Raw genomic sequence first — 14,373 nt, forward strand, 5'->3', positions numbered from 1 at the left:
TTCTGGATTAGTTCTTATCGGGCAGGTTTACTCCGCATTTTTTGCAAACACGAACTTTTCCAGCCTCAGTTACTTGAGTACTGACCCGAGTCACACTATTGCAATCAGGGCAGAACAGCATTACATTCGAGCTCGCAATAGGTGCCTCTTTTTCTAAAATACCACCTTGCGGCATACTTTGAGTCGGCTTGGTATGACGTTTAACCATATTGATCTTCTCAACAATAACGCGGCCTTTTTTCGGGAGGACTTCCAATACTTTGCCTTTTTTGCCAGTATCCTTACCCGTCATGACCATGACCAAGTCGCCTTTTTTAACGTGTATCTTATGCTTTACAGCCGTCACTTCGTTCACCTCCATTGGTATGGGGTCTATTTAGATTACTTCTGGTGCCAGGGAAATGATTTTCATGAAATCTTTATCGCGTAGTTCGCGGGCCACTGGTCCAAAAATACGGGTTCCACGTGGACTCTTATCGTCCTTGATGAGAACTGCAGCATTTTCGCTAAACCGGATGTAAGTCCCGTCTTTACGTTTAATTTCTTTTCTCGTGCGAACAACAACAGCTTTAACAACCTCGCCTTTTTTGACAACGCCGCCTGGTGTTGCTTGTTTGACCGAAGCGACAATTACGTCTCCAATGGATGCATAGCGGCGAAAAGAACCGCCGAGCACCCGAATGCACATCAGCTCTTTAGCTCCAGAGTTATCTCCTACCTTGAGCCTTGTTTGAACCTGGATCATCCTGTTGACCCCCTTCCGAATTCAATCTGCTTGTCTTAAAGAGCAACCGCTCTCTCGCTGATCTCAACGAGACGCCAGCGTTTATCTTTACTGAGCGGACGAGTCTCCATGATGACAACAGTATCCCCGATATGGGCCTCGTTATTTTCATCATGAACTTTGAACTTTTCCGTCCGACGAAGAATTTTATGATAGAGCGGGTGTCTTTCGGTAATTTGTACGGCTACAACAATCGTTTTTTCCATCTTGTCACTGATAACTTTACCCACTTTAACTTTACGTTGGGCTCTTTCCATAGCAGAAAGCCTCCTTTCCTTAAGCACGGTTAATATTCAGTTCGCGCTCGCGGAGAATGGTCTTGCCTTTGGCAATCCCTTTCCGAACTTCACGAATCCTCATTGGATTGTCAAGTTGTCCAGTCGCTAGTTGGAAACGCAAATTAAACAGTTCCGTCTTCAGATCATCGATTTGCTTCAGAATCTCTTCCTCGGTCATATCGCGGAATTCCTTAGTCTTCATTTGCGTCACCTCCCTCTAATTCTTCACGACTCACGATTTTGCAGCGAATCGGCAACTTATGCATAGCCAACCGTAATGCTTCGCGTGCGCTGACTTCATCAACACCCGCAATTTCAAACATTACCCGACCTGGTTTCACGACTGCAACCCAGTATTCCGGAGCCCCTTTACCACTACCCATACGGGTTTCAGCCGGTTTAGCGGTAATTGGTTTATCCGGGAAAATTTTAATCCAAACTTGGCCACCCCGTTTGATATAACGAGTCATTGCAATACGGGCAGCTTCAATTTGACGATTTGTAATCCATGACGGTTCCAAGGCAACTAAGCCATATTCACCGAACGTAATTTTATTACCACGTGTAGCAATTCCATGCATGCGTCCACGGTGTTGTTTACGGTGTTTTACTCTGCTAGGGACTAGCATTTATTTTCCTCCTTCCACCTGAGCGACCTTCTTGGCGGGAAGAACCTCTCCTTTATAAATCCATACCTTAACTCCGATTTTGCCATAAGTCGTATTGGCTTCGGCAAAACCATAGTCAATATCTGCTCGTATAGTATGAAGGGGTACTTTACCTTCGTGGTACAACTCAGTACGAGCGATTTCTGCGCCGCCCAGACGTCCGCTGCAACAAATCTTGATTCCTTGAGCGCCTTGACGCATGGTACGTCCAACGGTTTGCTTCATCGCACGACGGAATGAAATACGTTTTTCAAGCTGTTGTGCCACATTCTCAGCAACAAGTTGAGCATCGAGATCTGGTTTTTTCACTTCAACGATGTTCACAGCAATTTGTTTGCCAGTCATGAGTTCAAGTTGTTTACGTAGATTCTCAACTTCGATGCCTCCGCGTCCAATCACAATTCCCGGTTTCGCAGCTGAAATTGAAACTTTGACACGGCTAGCCGCACGCTCGATTTCAACTTTAGGAATACCTGCTTGATGAAGCTTCTCTTTAATAAATTTACGGATCTTCAGATCCTCATGAAGGAGCTCCGAGTAATTTTTATCTGCATACCAGCGGCCTTCCCAATCACGAATGATCCCAACTCGGAAGCCTTTTGGATTTACCTTTTGACCCACGGTTTAACCCTCCTTCTTCTCGCCGACAACCACAGTGATATGGCTGGTCCGCTTACGGATCTGGTCAGCCCGTCCCATGGCCCGGGGTCTAATTCGCTTTAAGGTCGGTCCTTGATCAACGAAGACTTCCGCAACAAACAAGGAATCTCCGTCCATTTCGTAGTTGTGTTCAGCATTGGCAACTGCCGACTGAAGCACCTTGGTTACCGGCTCTGTAGCCCCTTTGGGGGTGAATTGCAAAATTGCGAGAGCATCGCTAACTTTCTTTCCACGAATGAGGTCGACCACTTGGCGCACCTTGCGAGGGGAGATCCGAACATATCTTGCAATCGCTTTAGCTTGCATGTTTTCAACTCCTCCTTAACGTAAGCCGCTGGATTTTTCACTACCAGCATGGCCCTTAAAGGTACGTGTAGGAGCAAACTCGCCGAGTTTGTGTCCTACCATATCTTCAGTGATATATACGGGAATGTGTTTGCGTCCATCATGAACCGCAATGGTGTGTCCGACCATTTGCGGAAAAATTGTTGAGGGTCTAGACCATGTTTTCAGAACACGTTTTTCCCCGGAGGCGTTCATTCCTTCTACCCGGGTGAGTAAACGCAGTTCGACGAACGGTCCTTTTTTCAGAGATCTACTCATTTAATGGCCTCCTTTCGATTACTTACTGCGCCGTTTCACAATGAAGCGGTTAGAAGGATTTTTCTTCTTACGGGTCTTCGCTCCAAGTGCAGGTTTACCCCAAGGAGTTACAGGATTACGCCCGATCGAGTTACGACCTTCACCACCACCATGTGGATGATCAACCGGGTTCATAACTGAACCACGAACCGTTGGGCGAATTCCTAACCAACGCGAACGTCCGGCTTTACCAATATGGATGTTCTCGTGATCGGCGTTCCCAACTTGACCAATTGTCGCGCGGCAATCAATGTGTACCATACGCATTTCACCGGAGGGTAATCTCAAGGTAGCATAGGTGCCTTCCTTAGCCATAAGCTGACAAGAGCCACCTGCTGACCGAACAAGCTGAGCGCCTTTGCCCGGTTTCATTTCGATATTGTGGAGTAGGGTACCCACTGGGATATTCCGGATCGGTAGTGCATTACCAACTTTAATATCGGCATCTGATCCGGAGACCACCATTTGACCCACTTTCAAACCGTTTGGAGCGAGGATATAGGCTTTATGCCCATCCAGATAATGCAGAAGTGCAATATTTGAGGAACGATTCGGATCATATTCGATAGCTGCAACTTTTGCCGGAACACTATCTTTATTCCGTTTGAAGTCGATCACGCGATACATCCGTTTGTGGCCACCACCCTGATGACGAACACTCAAGTGGCCTTCATTATTTCGACCGCCCTTTCTGCGCACTGGCGCAGTTAAGGAACGTTCTGGTTTAACTTTTGTAATCTCCTCGAAAGTCGATACGGTCATTTGCCGACGACCTGGAGTGTAGGGTCTAAATCCTTTTACTGGCATGGGTTTCCCTCCTTTGCGTCAAACTTACAGACCCGCAAAGCCTTCAATTCGATCTCCAGCTTTGAGCGTAACAATCGCTTTTTTACGGTCTGGCGTCTTGCCTGAATTATGGCCAACACGCTTAATTTTTCCGTGAACACTAATGGTCCGAACTTCAGTAACCTGGACCTTAAAAATCTTTTCCACCGCGGCCTTGACTTCAATCTTATTGGCAGCCGGGTTAACCCAGAAGGAGTATTTGTTCTCCTCGACCATCCCTACCGATTTTTCAGAAACCACAGGGCGTTTGAGGACTTCACGAGCATCGCGCATTACGCTAACACCTCCTCCGTTTTCGCTACCGCTGCTTTTGTCATCACAACAACATCATGTTTCAAAAGATCGTAAACGTTCATTCCTTCAACAGGAGTGGCTTTCACACCGTCAATGTTGCGAATGGAGCGTTCCACTGTATCGTTAAGTTCATCGATCACAATCAAGGCTTTCTTATCTGCATGAAGCGCCTTGAGCACGATTACCATTTCGCGAGTTTTTGCTTCGCTCAAGTTCAAATCTTCCAAAACGATCAATTTTTGTTCGTTAACCTTGGAAGAAAGAGCTGAACGCATAGCCAACCGGTGAACTTTCTTAGGAAGAGAAAAACCGTAATCACGCGGTTTCGGTCCGAAAAGCACTGCTCCTCCTCTAAAGAGTGGTGAACGGATACTTCCTGCACGTGCACGACCCGTTCCTTTTTGCCGCCAAGGTTTACGTCCGCCTCCGCGAACTTCACCCCGAAGCAAGGTCGATGAGGTACCACGTCTTTGACTCGCAAGTTGAGAAACAACTGCGGAGTGAAGAACATGAGTGTTGGGTTCAATTCCAAATACATATTCATTCAGCTCGATTTCTCCAACAGGAGAACCCTGCATATTAACTACTTGAACCTTTGGCATTGCTTATTCCTCCTTTCTTACAAGTTACTTTGCTTTAACTGAACGTTTCAGAACGAGCAATCCCTTTTTAGCACCTGGCAATGCACCTTTAACAAGGATCATATTCTTATCCACATCAACCCGAACGATTTCCAAGTTTTGAACCGTTACGCGTTCTCCACCCATCCGTCCTGGTAGCTTGCGGCCTTTAAATACACGAGCCGGGCCTTTCGCGCCGAGGGAACCGGTACGGCGGTGATATTTAGAACCATGTGCCATCGGTCCGCGAGATGCATGATGACGTTTAATCATTCCTTGGAAACCTTTCCCCTTGGAAATTCCAACGACATCGACAACATCGCCAACTGCAAAGACATCAGCCTTGATTTCTTGGCCGACTTCGAAAGCATCCACATTATCAACGCGGAACTCACGAACCCAACGCAAAGGCTTCATATTTGCTTTTTGAAAATGTCCTTTTACCGGCTTATTCGATAGCTTTTCACGCAATTCATTAAAGCCAACTTGAATCGCATTGTAGCCGTCGGTTGCTACCGTTTTCTTCTGGACCACATAACAAGGTCCCGCTTCGACTACCGTCACTGGAATCAGTCTGCCATCTTCCGTAAACATCTGGGTCATTCCGACTTTTTTACCCAAAATTCCTTTCGACACGAATGCCACCTCCTGAACACTTTGAAGTGCACCAGATTCGATTCCGGGGCACGAGAGCGTTCGTTTATTTGGTTTATTATTTTTGCCTGCGAATCCTGGGGGTGTTACTCCACGCCTCCGGGCGTTTCGCGCAACAAACATGACAATTATATCATAAACTCTAAAAAAGCGCTACATTTTTAGAAATCTAAAAAGAATTTTCTAGACTTCGGGCGCTTGAAAATGGTTTATGAATTGTTTCTTTGCCTATTGACACACTTTTTAGAGTTTAATTTCGATATCAACGCCTGCAGGTAAGTCCAAACGCATTAAAGCATCAACCGTTTTTGAGGTAGGTTCGAGAATATCGATCAAACGCTTATGAGTACGCATTTCGAACTGTTCACGAGAATCTTTGTTGACATGTGGGGAGCGGAGAATCGTATAAATGTTTTTTTCAGTTGGAAGCGGAATCGGGCCACTCACGCGAGCTCCTGTTCTTTTCGCTGTTTCAACAATTTTCTCTGCCGATTGATCCAAAGTTTTGTGATCATACGCTTTAAGGCGGATACGAATTTTTTCGCTACTCATGATATAACCTCCTAAAATTTTCCCCGATTGTACGGGTATGCGGCGTAGAAATTACCCGGCGAAAGCGGAGTCACTTGGTCCGGCAACCTTCTACGTCAAAGAGAATTAGGATGCCGTAGGATTCTACGGCATCCTTTGTGTCAAGAGTATTACTTAAGCAATAATAGAAGCAACAACGCCAGCACCAACGGTACGGCCACCCTCACGGATAGCAAAACGAAGTCCTTCTTCCATAGCGATTGGCGTAATGAGCTCACAAGAGATCGTTACATGGTCACCAGGCATAACCATTTCAGTTCCTTCTGGGAGAGTGATAACGCCGGTAACGTCCGTTGTCCGAAAGTAAAATTGAGGACGATAGTTATTGAAGAATGGAGTATGACGTCCACCTTCCTCTTTGCTGAGGATTATAACTTCACCTGTGAATTTGGTATGAGGTTTAATCGTTCCAGTTTTCGCTAAAACCTGTCCACGCTCAACATCTTTACGTTCAATACCACGGAGGAGAGCCCCAATGTTATCTCCCGCTTGAGCTTGGTCAAGAAGCTTCCGGAACATTTCGACGCCTGTAACGACAGTTTTTCTCGGAGCTTCAGATAGGCCGACGATTTCAACCTCATCTCCAATTTTAACAACACCGCGTTCGACACGACCAGTAGCAACAGTACCACGACCAGTAATCGTGAATACATCTTCTACAGGCATAAGAAACGGCTTGTCAGTTGCCCGTACTGGGGTTGGGATATAGGAATCAACAGCATCCATCAAATCCCAAATACGTCCACACCATTCGCAGTCACGTTGTCCGCATCCGCATTGGAGTGCTTTGAGACCAGAACCACGAATGATCGGGATTTCGTCACCGGGGAATTCATACGCAGTTAAAAGTTCACGAATTTCCATTTCAACGAGTTCGATCAATTCTGGATCATCAACCATGTCTGCTTTGTTCAACCAAACAACGATGGAAGGAACGCCAACTTGGCGAGCAAGCAGAATATGCTCACGCGTTTGGGGCATCGGGCCATCAGCAGCGGATACAACGAGGATTGCGCCGTCCATTTGAGCAGCACCAGTGATCATGTTCTTGACATAGTCAGCATGCCCTGGGCAGTCAACGTGAGCATAGTGGCGGGTAGCCGTTTCATACTCTACATGGGCGGTTGAAATCGTGATACCGCGTTCACGCTCTTCAGGAGCTTTGTCGATTTGGTCGAATGCCGTAGCAACTGCTCCGCCAACTTTCGAAAGAACAGTCGTGATCGCAGCCGTTGTCGTGGTCTTACCATGGTCAACGTGACCGATGGTCCCCACGTTAACGTGGGGTTTTGTACGTTCGTACTTTTGCTTTCCCATTAGATTTTCACTCCTTAATAATTATTCTTTAGCCCCAGTTCGCTTGGCAATAATGCCTTCGGCGATATTTTTGGGTACTTCGCCATAGTGGTCAAACATCATGGTGTAAACACCACGTCCTTGAGTCCGAGAACGAAGGTCTGTTGCATAGCCGAACATTTCGCTGAGTGGTACGAATCCATGAACCACCTGTGCGCCGGAACGCGCTTCCATTCCTTCGATCTGTCCACGACGGGAATTAATATCACCAATGACATCACCCATATACTCTTCAGGAACTGTAACTTCGACTTTTTCAATGGGTTCGAGAATACAAGGATCCGCTTTCAGAGCGCCTGCTTTGAAGGCCATGGAGCCCGCAATCTTAAAGGCCATTTCCGAGGAGTCAACGTCATGGTAAGATCCGTCATAGACGGTAGCACGGAGATCAAGCACAGGATATCCTGCAAGGATACCATTTTGCAGGGCTTCTTGAATACCCTGTCCAATGGGATTGATATACTCTTTCGGGATTACGCCACCGACAACCTTGCTGACGAATTCAAAACCACTGCCCGGTTCGAGAGGTTCGAGTTCAACCCAACAATGTCCATATTGGCCACGTCCACCGGATTGACGAACGAACTTACCTTCGGATTTAACCGAGCGGCGAATGGTTTCTTTATAAGCAACTTGGGGACGGCCCACATTACATTCGACCTTAAACTCTCTTTGCATCCGATCGACAATGATTTCAAGGTGTAATTCACCCATTCCTTCAATAATCGTCTGTCCGGTCTCCGTATCTGTATGCATCTTGAAGGTTGGATCTTCTTCCGCTAAGCGGGCTAAAGCTCCACCCATCTTTTCCTGGTCTGCTTTCGTTTTCGGCTCAATAGCGACCGAAATAACAGGATCAGGGAAGACCATGGACTCTAAGACAATCGGGCTCTTTTCATCACAGAGGGTGTCCCCTGTCGTCGTGTCTTTAAGTCCCACCGCGGCAGCAATATCTCCAGAGTAAACTTCTGGGACATCTTCACGATGGTTGGCATGCATTAGGAGAATCCGACCAATCCGTTCGCGTTTGCCTTTAGTGGAGTTGTAGACATAAGAACCTGATGTTAAGACTCCTGAATAAACCCGGAAAAATGCCAATTTACCCACAAAGGGGTCAGCCATAATCTTAAAGGCCAAGGCGGAGAAGGGTGCTGAATCACTCGCTTCGCGATGATCTTCTGCACCAGACTCCGGATGTACACCTTTAATAGCAGGTACATCAAGCGGGGAGGGCATATAATCGACAACCGCATTTAAAAGCGGTTGAACCCCTTTATTCTTGAATGAAGAACCGCAGAGCACTGGAACGAGTTTATTGCTAATCGTTCCTTGGCGAAGTCCATCATGGATTTCTTGTTCGGTCAATTCTTCACCTTCGAGATATTTCATCATGAGTTCATCTTTCGTTTCAGCAACCGCTTCTATGAGTTTCTCACGATATTCATTGGCTATTTCGACTAAGTCTCCGGGGATTTCGGTAACTTCACTGGTCGTACCCAGATCGTCAGTATAGACCAACGCTTCCATCTTCACCAAATCCACAAGTCCCTTAAAATCCTCTTCTGCGCCAATCGGGATTTGGATCGGTACTGGGTGCGCACCTAACCGATCAGCAATCATCGATACTGCCCGGAAATAATCGGCACCCATACGGTCCATTTTATTGATATAGGCAATACGGGGTACTGAATATTTGTCTGCCTGCCGCCATACGGTTTCTGATTGAGGCTCTACGCCGGCGACAGAGTCGAACACTGCAACAGTGCCATCGAGCACACGTAAAGAACGTTCTACTTCAACTGTGAAGTCCACGTGTCCTGGTGTATCAATGATATTAATACGGTGATCTTTCCAATGACAGGTTGTTGCTGCCGAGGTGATCGTGATTCCACGTTCTTGTTCTTGAACCATCCAGTCCATGGTCGCAGCACCATCATGAACTTCCCCGATTTTATGCACACGGCCTGTGTAGAAAAGAATACGTTCAGTCGTGGTTGTTTTACCAGCATCAATGTGAGCCATAATGCCGATATTCCGGGTTTTCTCTAATGAAAATTGCCTTGCCACTGATAATCCCCCTTTCTGCAAAAATCATTTCCTAAGCTGTTATTGTATAAAACAATCCTACCACCGGAAATGCGCGAATGCCTTGTTCGCTTCAGCCATTTTATGCATGTCTTCTTTTTTCTTAATTGAACCGCCTGTATTGTTGGCAGCATCCATCAGTTCGCCTGCGACCTTCTCATCCATAGTCTTTTCACTGCGTTTGCGAGAATAACTCACAAGCCAGCGTAAACCTAGGGTTTGACGACGTTCAGGACGAACTTCGATCGGCACCTGGTAGTTTGCACCACCCACACGCCGTGCTTTGACCTCTAATACTGGCATTACATTTTTAAGAGCTGTTTCGAAAACTTCAAGTGGATCTTTTCCCGTTTTTTCACGGATCAATTCAAATGCGTTATAGCAAATCGATTCTGCAGTTCCCTTTTTACCGTCCAACATGATTTGGTTAATAAACTTTGTCAATGTCCGGTCTTTGTAAATGGGATCCGGCAAAACCTCACGTTTCGCAATATACCCCTTACGCGGCAAATCATTTCCCTCCTTTACAGGTTCATTTCACCCTATTCAAACATCTAACGATTATTTCGAGCTTTTCGGACGTTTTGCACCGTATTTAGAACGAGCTTGCATCCGCTTTTGCACGCCCGAAGTATCTAACGCACCCCGAACGATATGGTAACGAACACCAGGTAAGTCCTTAACACGGCCTCCGCGCACAAGTACAACGGAGTGTTCTTGCAGGTTGTGGCCAATTCCCGGGATATATGAGGTAACCTCAATCCCGTTCGTTAAGCGTACACGGGCCACCTTACGAAGAGCAGAGTTAGGTTTTTTCGGTGTGGTTGTGTAAACCCTCGTACATACTCCACGTTTTTGCGGTGAACCACCTGAAGGATATTGCTTACGTTTTAAAGAGTTCAAGCCCCATTGTAAAGCAGGAGCTGTTGATTTCTTTGTCAACTTCGAGCGTCCATGACGAATTAACTGGTTAATTGTCGGCATATCTAAACCTCCTTCCTCTATAAAGAGAATATCAAAGGAATTGCTTGCGTCAGCATCAGGCAAGCAATTCCTAAAAACAACAATGGAATTACTTGGTATCGGAATTATTCGGTCGTTAAGGCCGCTACGGCTGCTCCTACATCGATGCCGCACACCTTTCCTAATTCGACCATAGTTGGGATTTCAATCATTTCAATCCCTTGTGTCCGGCAGGATTCAATAATTGGACGAAGGACATGTTGCTCAGCATCTTTGGCAAGAAATACCTGGCGAACTATCCCCTTTTCCAAGGCGCGTTGAGTTTGCTTAACCCCAACTGTCTTGTTCCTTGAATTTTTCAAGGTTTCATCAAGCATAAGAAATGCTTTCCTCCTCAAATTTAATGGTCTATCTCACAAAATTACACCATTAAATCACACTCTAGTATTTTAGCACCCCGGATTTCGAGTGTCAAGATTTCAAGTTTCTTCGGCATCGAGAATCTTGACGTTGCGATAGCGTGACAATCCTGTTCCAGCTGGAATCAACTTACCGATGATCACGTTCTCTTTAAGCCCCAACAGCGGGTCTACTTTTCCTTTGATAGCAGCATCAGTCAAGACACGTGTCGTTTCCTGGAAGGAAGCTGCGGAAAGGAAGGAATCCGTCGCCAAAGAAGCTTTCGTGATTCCAAGAAGAACAGGTCGGGCGACTGCAGGTTCACCACCGGAAGCAATAGTTTTTGCGTTCTCTTCCTCAAATGCAAAGACATCAATCAGCGCACCTGGTAAGAGATTAGTATCTCCAGCTTCCTCAACCTTCACTCTACGGAGCATCTGGCGAACCATGACTTCAATGTGTTTATCATTAATATCAACACCTTGAAGACGATAGACCTTTTGAACCTCTCCGACAAGATAGACCTGTACTCCACGTATCCCTTTAACCTTTAACATATCATGCGGGTTGATGCTTCCTTCAGTAAGCTCGTCTCCAGCTTCGACCCGAACTCCATCTCTCACTTTTAGGCGAGAACCGTACGGGATCGTATAGGTGGCATGCTCATCTTTGTCGCCTACGAGATCAACCTCACGACGCCCCTTGACCTCACGCACGGTGGCTGATCCACTAATTTCCGTAATAATCGCCTGGCCTTTTGGCTTACGTGCTTCAAATAGCTCCTCGACCCGTGGCAAACCTTGAGTGATATCATCGCCAGCGACTCCACCAGTATGGAAGGTCCGCATGGTAAGCTGAGTTCCAGGTTCACCGATCGACTGTGCTGCGATAATACCAACCGCTTCGCCCATTTCAACGGGTCGTCCAGTCGCTAGGTTCCGGCCATAACACTTCCGGCAGACACCATGACGGCTCTTACAAGTCAGCACCGACCGGATTCTAAGTTGATCGTAAACTCCTACAATGGCCTTTGCTTGCTCTTCGGTAATTTCGCTTTCCGTTGTCGCTAGGATTTCACCGGTTTCTGGATCTTTGATATCCTCGAGGACAAAACGGCCCACGAGACGTTCCTCTAATTTTTCAATAACTTCTGGACCATCTTTAACGTCTTCAACGAGAATTCCCTGAGTCGTACCGCAGTCTTCCTCACGGACAATGACATCCTGGGAAACATCGACTAAACGACGGGTGAGGTATCCTGAGTCCGCCGTCCGCAGTGCGGTATCAGCCAAGCCTTTCCGTGCACCGTGGGAGGAAATAAAGTATTCCAAAACCGTTAGTCCTTCACGGAAGTTAGCCTTAATGGGCAACTCAATCGTCCGTCCTGATGGGTCTGCCATGAGTCCACGCATTCCAGCCAACTGACGCAGTTGCTGAATATTACCACGCGCTCCAGAGGTCGCCATCATATAAATTGGATTGAAATGATTGAGGGTATCCATCAGCGCTTTCGTAACTTCATCTGTTGCCTGGGTCCAGATTTCAATGACCTTACCATAGCGTTCTTCATCTGTAATGAGACCACGACGGTATTGTTCTTCTGTTTTCGTAACCCGAGCATCGGCAGCTGCCAATATCTGCTTTTTCTCTTGGGGAACTGTGATATCGGACAAACCGACGGTTATTCCAGCCTTTGTCGAATATTTAAAGCCCAAACTCTTGATTCCATCGAGCAGATCCGCTGTGGCCTGATACCCACATAGGCGATAGGACTTCGCCACTATGTTATTAAGTTGTTTTTTCCCTTGCACTTCATTGATATAACCGACTTCTGGTGGAATCACGGAGTTAAAGATCAAACGGCCAACGGTGGTTTCCAAAAGGGTGCCATCTTCGCGCCGGACCTTAATCGATGCTTGGAGACTAATTACTTTTGCATCATACGCTAATACGGCTTCATCCATATCCTTGAAAATCTTTCCATCGCCCAAGGCGTTTGGACGATCCATCGTTAGATAATACGCGCCAAGGACCATATCCTGAGTTGGGGAGGCGACTGGACGACCATCTTTCGGATTCAGAATATTATGCGAAGATAACATCAAAATCCGTGCTTCTGCTTGAGCCTCCGACGAAAGGGGAACATGGACTGCCATTTGGTCGCCGTCAAAGTCTGCGTTATAGGCAGTACACACCAAAGGATGAATTTGTAAGGCCCGTCCTTCAACGAGAATAGGCTCGAAGGCCTGGATCCCCAGACGGTGCAAGGTTGGAGCACGGTTCAAAAGGACAGGATGTTCGGTAATCACTTCTTCCAAGACATCCCAAACCTCTGGACGCATTCGTTCAACCATTCGTTTAGCGCTTTTGATATTATGAGCATACCCTTCATTCACGAGTTTTTTCATAACAAAGGGTTTGAAAAGTTCGATGGCCATCTCTTTAGGAAGCCCGCATTGATGCATTTTCAGATTTGGACCAACGACGATAACGGAACGACCTGAGTAGTCAACCCGTTTACCGAGTAAGTTTTGACGGAAACGGCCCTGTTTTCCTTTAAGCATGTCGCTTAAAGATTTTAAAGGACGATTGCCAGGCCCAGTTACAGGGCGTCCACGGCGGCCATTATCGATCAGAGCGTCGACGGCTTCTTGGAGCATTCTCTTTTCGTTGCGAACAATGATATCCGGTGCTCCTAAATCCAAAAGTCGCTTTAAGCGGTTATTCCTGTTAATCACGCGACGATAGAGATCGTTTAAGTCGGAAGTCGCAAATCTTCCTCCGTCGAGTTGAACCATGGGACGAAGTTCTGGCGGGATAACTGGAACTACATCCATAATCATCCAATCTGGACGATTTCCCGAAGTTTTAAACGCCTCGGCAACTTCCAAACGTCGGATAGCACGAACTTTACGTTGACCGGAAACCTCTTTTAATTCAGCACGTAAGTCGTCATAAAGTTTATCGATATCCATTTCTTCAAGGAGGATTTTAATGGATTCAGCACCCATCCCTGCTTGAAAGCGATTGCCGTATTTGTCGCGATATTCACGGTATTCCGTTTCCGTGAGGAGTTGTTTTTTCATTAAAGACGTATCCCCTGCATCGGTTACAATGTAGGATACGAAATAAAGGACCTTTTCCAAGGAACGGGGAGACATATCGAGAAGAAGTCCCATCCGGCTAGGAATCCCTTTGAAATACCAAATATGAGATACCGGGGCCGCTAACTCAATATGCCCCATCCGTTCCCGGCGGACTTTCGAACGTGTGACTTCAACACCGCAGCGATCACAAATAATGCCCTTATAACGGACCCGTTTATATTTTCCGCAGTGGCATTCCCAGTCACGAGTTGGTCCAAAAATCTTTTCGCAAAAAAGACCTTCGCGCTCAGGTTTTAGAGTACGATAGTTGATGGTTTCCGGTTTTTTCACTTCTCCATGCGACCAGGCACGGATCATTTCCGGAGAAGCCAGGCCAATACGCATCCGATCAAAATTATTGACGTCTAGCAAGGTTCTCTCTCCTTT

The 14,373-nt window shown here is 46.6% G+C and carries 19 protein-coding genes; all 19 read right to left on the minus strand.

Annotated features, from left to right (window positions below; all coding sequences use genetic code 11):
- Positions 1 to 7: 7 nt before the first annotated feature.
- The gene (gene rplX / locus VM640_RS00115) at positions 8 to 346 is read right to left on the minus strand and encodes a 50S ribosomal protein L24 (protein ID WP_325388681.1); all 339 of its coding nucleotides are present in this window, start codon (positions 344 to 346) and stop codon (positions 8 to 10) included.
- A 30-nt stretch (positions 347 to 376) separates the two neighbouring features.
- Positions 377 to 745: a 50S ribosomal protein L14 gene (gene rplN / locus VM640_RS00120; protein WP_325388683.1), complete on the minus strand. Its 369-nt coding sequence runs from the start codon at positions 743 to 745 to the stop codon at positions 377 to 379.
- 35 nt (positions 746 to 780) lie between these two features.
- Complete coding sequence (rpsQ, locus tag VM640_RS00125) at positions 781 to 1,041, minus strand: 30S ribosomal protein S17 (protein WP_325388684.1); 261 nt, start codon at positions 1,039 to 1,041, stop codon at positions 781 to 783.
- 19 nt (positions 1,042 to 1,060) lie between these two features.
- Positions 1,061 to 1,264 carry a 50S ribosomal protein L29 gene (gene rpmC / locus VM640_RS00130; protein WP_325388686.1) on the minus strand — a complete coding sequence of 68 codons (204 nt, stop codon included), beginning with the start codon at positions 1,262 to 1,264 and terminating at the stop codon, positions 1,061 to 1,063.
- Positions 1,254 to 1,691 (minus strand): 50S ribosomal protein L16, encoded by a 438-nt coding sequence (rplP, locus tag VM640_RS00135; RefSeq protein ID WP_325388687.1) that lies wholly within the window; start codon positions 1,689 to 1,691, stop codon positions 1,254 to 1,256. The genes rpmC and rplP overlap by 11 nt, the downstream gene beginning before the upstream one ends.
- On the minus strand, positions 1,692 to 2,351 hold the full coding sequence (gene rpsC, locus VM640_RS00140; RefSeq protein WP_325388689.1) for a 30S ribosomal protein S3: 660 nt from the start codon (positions 2,349 to 2,351) through the stop codon (positions 1,692 to 1,694).
- Positions 2,352 to 2,354: 3 nt separating this feature from the next.
- Positions 2,355 to 2,696 (minus strand): 50S ribosomal protein L22, encoded by a 342-nt coding sequence (gene rplV / locus VM640_RS00145; RefSeq protein WP_325388690.1) that lies wholly within the window; start codon positions 2,694 to 2,696, stop codon positions 2,355 to 2,357.
- A 15-nt stretch (positions 2,697 to 2,711) separates the two neighbouring features.
- A complete protein-coding gene (rpsS, locus tag VM640_RS00150; RefSeq protein WP_325388692.1) occupies positions 2,712 to 2,993 on the minus strand; it encodes a 30S ribosomal protein S19 in 282 nt (93 codons plus the stop codon).
- 18 nt (positions 2,994 to 3,011) lie between these two features.
- Entirely contained in the window at positions 3,012 to 3,839 is an 828-nt protein-coding gene (gene rplB / locus VM640_RS00155; RefSeq protein WP_325388693.1) for a 50S ribosomal protein L2, read from the minus strand.
- 24 nt (positions 3,840 to 3,863) lie between these two features.
- Positions 3,864 to 4,151, minus strand: coding sequence for a 50S ribosomal protein L23 (locus VM640_RS00160; RefSeq protein ID WP_325388695.1), 288 nt, complete (start codon positions 4,149 to 4,151; stop codon positions 3,864 to 3,866).
- Entirely contained in the window at positions 4,151 to 4,774 is a 624-nt protein-coding gene (gene rplD / locus VM640_RS00165; RefSeq protein WP_325388697.1) for a 50S ribosomal protein L4, read from the minus strand. The genes VM640_RS00160 and rplD overlap by 1 nt, the downstream gene beginning before the upstream one ends.
- A gap of 24 nt (positions 4,775 to 4,798) precedes the next feature.
- Positions 4,799 to 5,428 (minus strand): 50S ribosomal protein L3, encoded by a 630-nt coding sequence (rplC, locus tag VM640_RS00170; protein ID WP_325388698.1) that lies wholly within the window; start codon positions 5,426 to 5,428, stop codon positions 4,799 to 4,801.
- A 261-nt stretch (positions 5,429 to 5,689) separates the two neighbouring features.
- Positions 5,690 to 5,998 carry a 30S ribosomal protein S10 gene (gene rpsJ, locus VM640_RS00175; protein ID WP_325388700.1) on the minus strand — a complete coding sequence of 103 codons (309 nt, stop codon included), beginning with the start codon at positions 5,996 to 5,998 and terminating at the stop codon, positions 5,690 to 5,692.
- Between the two features lie 153 nt (positions 5,999 to 6,151).
- Complete coding sequence (gene tuf, locus VM640_RS00180) at positions 6,152 to 7,354, minus strand: elongation factor Tu (protein ID WP_325388702.1); 1,203 nt, start codon at positions 7,352 to 7,354, stop codon at positions 6,152 to 6,154.
- Positions 7,355 to 7,375: 21 nt separating this feature from the next.
- Complete coding sequence (fusA, locus tag VM640_RS00185) at positions 7,376 to 9,460, minus strand: elongation factor G (RefSeq protein ID WP_325388704.1); 2,085 nt, start codon at positions 9,458 to 9,460, stop codon at positions 7,376 to 7,378.
- A gap of 57 nt (positions 9,461 to 9,517) precedes the next feature.
- On the minus strand, positions 9,518 to 9,988 hold the full coding sequence (gene rpsG / locus VM640_RS00190; RefSeq protein ID WP_325388706.1) for a 30S ribosomal protein S7: 471 nt from the start codon (positions 9,986 to 9,988) through the stop codon (positions 9,518 to 9,520).
- 51 nt (positions 9,989 to 10,039) lie between these two features.
- Positions 10,040 to 10,462 carry a 30S ribosomal protein S12 gene (rpsL, locus tag VM640_RS00195; RefSeq protein WP_325388708.1) on the minus strand — a complete coding sequence of 141 codons (423 nt, stop codon included), beginning with the start codon at positions 10,460 to 10,462 and terminating at the stop codon, positions 10,040 to 10,042.
- Between the two features lie 104 nt (positions 10,463 to 10,566).
- A complete protein-coding gene (locus tag VM640_RS00200; protein WP_325388710.1) occupies positions 10,567 to 10,818 on the minus strand; it encodes a L7Ae/L30e/S12e/Gadd45 family ribosomal protein in 252 nt (83 codons plus the stop codon).
- A 102-nt stretch (positions 10,819 to 10,920) separates the two neighbouring features.
- Complete coding sequence (rpoC, locus tag VM640_RS00205; protein ID WP_325388776.1) at positions 10,921 to 14,358, minus strand: DNA-directed RNA polymerase subunit beta'; 3,438 nt, start codon at positions 14,356 to 14,358, stop codon at positions 10,921 to 10,923.
- Between the last annotated feature and the right edge of the window lie 15 nt (positions 14,359 to 14,373).

Source organism: Desulfitobacterium sp., from assembly GCF_035539115.1.
Taxonomy (GTDB): domain Bacteria; phylum Bacillota; class Desulfitobacteriia; order Desulfitobacteriales; family Desulfitobacteriaceae; genus Desulfitobacterium_A.

Excerpts from the sequence above, each read along its gene's own strand:
- rplN (WP_325388683.1), bottom strand. The coding sequence starts at position 745 with ATGATCCAGGTTCAAACAAGGCTCAAGGTAGGAGATAACTCTGGAGCT.
- rpsQ (WP_325388684.1), bottom strand. The coding sequence starts at position 1,041 with ATGGAAAGAGCCCAACGTAAAGTTAAAGTGGGTAAAGTTATCAGTGAC.
- rpmC (WP_325388686.1), bottom strand. The coding sequence starts at position 1,264 with ATGAAGACTAAGGAATTCCGCGATATGACCGAGGAAGAGATTCTGAAG.
- rplP (WP_325388687.1), bottom strand. The coding sequence starts at position 1,691 with ATGCTAGTCCCTAGCAGAGTAAAACACCGTAAACAACACCGTGGACGC.
- rplV (WP_325388690.1), bottom strand. The coding sequence starts at position 2,696 with ATGCAAGCTAAAGCGATTGCAAGATATGTTCGGATCTCCCCTCGCAAG.
- rpsS (WP_325388692.1), bottom strand. The coding sequence starts at position 2,993 with ATGAGTAGATCTCTGAAAAAAGGACCGTTCGTCGAACTGCGTTTACTC.
- rplB (WP_325388693.1), bottom strand. The coding sequence starts at position 3,839 with ATGCCAGTAAAAGGATTTAGACCCTACACTCCAGGTCGTCGGCAAATG.
- VM640_RS00160 (WP_325388695.1), bottom strand. The coding sequence starts at position 4,151 with ATGCGCGATGCTCGTGAAGTCCTCAAACGCCCTGTGGTTTCTGAAAAA.
- rplD (WP_325388697.1), bottom strand. The coding sequence starts at position 4,774 with ATGCCAAAGGTTCAAGTAGTTAATATGCAGGGTTCTCCTGTTGGAGAA.
- rpsJ (WP_325388700.1), bottom strand. The coding sequence starts at position 5,998 with ATGAGTAGCGAAAAAATTCGTATCCGCCTTAAAGCGTATGATCACAAA.
- tuf (WP_325388702.1), bottom strand. The coding sequence starts at position 7,354 with ATGGGAAAGCAAAAGTACGAACGTACAAAACCCCACGTTAACGTGGGG.
- rpsL (WP_325388708.1), bottom strand. The coding sequence starts at position 10,462 with ATGCCGACAATTAACCAGTTAATTCGTCATGGACGCTCGAAGTTGACA.
- VM640_RS00200 (WP_325388710.1), bottom strand. The coding sequence starts at position 10,818 with ATGCTTGATGAAACCTTGAAAAATTCAAGGAACAAGACAGTTGGGGTT.